The sequence below is a fragment of the Gemmatimonadaceae bacterium genome, from assembly GCA_035633115.1.
GTDB lineage: Bacteria > Gemmatimonadota > Gemmatimonadetes > Gemmatimonadales > Gemmatimonadaceae > UBA4720.
In genome coordinates, this window is record DASQFN010000070.1 from 1 (window position 1) to 2,388 (window position 2,388).

General features: G+C 61.9%; 3 protein-coding genes. 1 reads left to right on the top strand and 2 read right to left on the bottom strand.

Annotated elements, in window-relative coordinates; genetic code table 11:
- On the top strand, positions 1–297 hold a 297-nt coding region (locus tag VES88_08925), incomplete at its 5' end, for a hypothetical protein (protein ID HYN81610.1).
- Positions 298–452: 155 nt separating this feature from the next.
- Here VES88_08925 and VES88_08930 read toward each other — a convergent pair.
- Together VES88_08930 and VES88_08935 are read right to left on the bottom strand one after the other, a co-directional pair.
- On the bottom strand, positions 453–1,835 hold the full coding sequence (locus VES88_08930) for an IS1380 family transposase (GenBank protein HYN81611.1): 1,383 nt from the start codon (positions 1,833–1,835) through the stop codon (positions 453–455).
- 278 nt (positions 1,836–2,113) lie between these two features.
- Positions 2,114–2,388 (bottom strand): hypothetical protein (locus VES88_08935; GenBank protein HYN81612.1); only part of this gene is annotated, 275 nt, incomplete at its 5' end.

Below are 2,388 nucleotides of genomic sequence, written 5' to 3' on the forward strand. Positions count from 1 at the left end.
GATCTCGGCTTGGACATCGACTTAGCTGGCATTGTGGGCATGATGACCAGACAAGTAGAGCCGACCGAAAAGGAGCAACGGGGACTTAGCTTGGCACGAGACAGCGGGCATATCTGGAAGGAAGATTTTGACTACGTTTTCAAGACGACGGTTCCGCGAAGGGTCGCCATAGCGGATGCTGCCGGTGAAGATGTTGCGTACTTTCTCAAAGACGCACAGAATATTTCCCTTCGGAGCTATTTCGACCCATTGTTCAAGGAAATCTGCACTGCTGTGTGGAAAGGCAATGGCCCCTAGCCCGTCCTTCTCAACGCGATGCGAGCACCCATCTACTGCATTGAACTTCGAAGTCCTCATCGGCATTGCCGCGTGAAGCCGCTGCCGCGTTGAGCACGCGGCTTGCAGGTTTCGGCGATGATCCTCTGTCGTTGCAGTTCGGGGCGGGCGGGGCGTCAGCGCGCAGCATCACATAGTCGCTCGTGCGCGTGAGCGAAGACGTCCTGGTAGGGGCAGGACGACGCCATCGCGATCTTGATGCGCCGCACGCTGGTGACGACCAACGCACCGATCTTCAGCAGCTTCAGCCGGATGGTGCCGCAGGTCGCCTTGGCCATCGCCGTGCCGGTGAGCCCGATGCGGCGCAGCGCACAGATGAGCACGTAGGCGAACGCCGCCAGCCACAGGCGCAGCTGATTGGCCTGCAGGCTCGCCGCGCTGGTGCGGCCCGCGAACATGTCGGTCTGGCATTCTTTGATGCGGTTCTCCATGTCGCCGCGCGCGCAATAGAGGTCCTCGTAGAGATAGCGTGCGTCGTCCGTCCAGTTGAGCGAGGTGACGAGGAAGCGCGGGTTGGCCTCGTCCTGCGTCCACTCGGCTTTGGCAATCACTCGGCGCGGCCACGACCAGCTCTCACGCGTCTCCCAGTCCTCCAGGATCTTGAAGCGGCGTGCGGCGTGCTTGGTGCGGCGGCTCTCGCGGCGGGCATGAGCCAGCTCGCGCCTGATCGCCTTCACCAGGCGCTCGTTCCTGGCCAGCCCGAAGATGTAGTCGACGCCGTTTTCCTCGCACCACGCCATCAGTTCCTCGCGCGCAAAGCCAGAGTCGGCACGCAGGATGATCTCGACCTCGGGCCAGCGTTCGCGGATCTGGGCAATGATGCGCGCAACCTCCTCCTTGGCGCCGTCGGCTGCATCCTTGTCGGCGGTCCTCAGCTTGGCGGCGAGCAGATGCCGGCCGGCGAAGATATAGAGCGGCAGATAGCAGTAGCAGTCGTAGTAGCCGTGGAAGTGCCGGCCCTCCTGCTCGCCGTGGATCGGATCGTGCGTGGCATCGAGGTCGATGACGAAGCGCTTCGGCGGCTCGCGATAGGCTTCAAGGCAGAGCGTCACGAACAGTGCCGCGATGGCCCCGCCATCGTGGGTGATCTTGTGATAGGCATCGGTGCCGACCTTGGCGGCGTGCTCCAGCCGGTTGAGCGTCGATTTGCCGGCAAGCGCTGCGCAGTTGGACCGTCTGGCCGTGAGCTTGCCAACCAGCACTTGAAGCACGGGGTCGTGCCGCAGCTGGTCATGGTCGTTGAGGTCCTCGTAACCGAGCGCGATGCCGAAGATGCGCTGGCCGAGCAGCGTCGGCACCGTGTGCAGCAGCGCGTCCGGATCGCGGCCATCCTGGAAGCAGTGTGCGAGCCGCGCGATGAGGTGGATCGCTCTGTTCGAGGCCCCCAGCAACAGCCCGCCGGCGTGCGAGGTGATCTGGCCGCCATCGAACGCGCCCACAACCCGGCGGCCCTCCACGGTTCCGAAATCGAACGAATCCTGGCTACAGTCTGTGTGCATCGGGGCCGATCTCCGCTCTCAGAGAAGTCGTTGGCGCACAACAACTATCGCTGAGTCGGGGCCCCGATGCCCCTACGTCCGTTGAGAAAGGCGCGCTAGGTCCTGCGCCACCGTTGGCTGAGCCAATGTCAAAATGAATGCGAGCCCTGCGGCCGCAAGCAGAATACGCTTCATGTCGAAACTCCCCAATCACGCGAATGCGTGGCAACGCGCCAGCAGCGCGTCAACGAATGAATGTCTTTTCGAAATTGCGAGACCGATAAAAAGGCCGGTCTATCTCAAGTGAAATGCCTGCCGACGGCAATCGCGTTGCCTACCCGCACGGAGACCTCGGCACGTCTCATCGTGATGAAATAGCCTACCGTTTGCCGCTCTATTCGTAAAGCAACAAACCGTCCTCTGACAGTCCCGGCGGTGACAGCACTGCGACGTGGTATGTGTGAACGCTTGACAATCCCCCACCAACCGAACTCCCCGCCACCGGCACCGACTGAACAAATCAGGCGCTGCCCCGAACTTTGAACATTTTTGCCGTACTGACGTTGGGCATTCA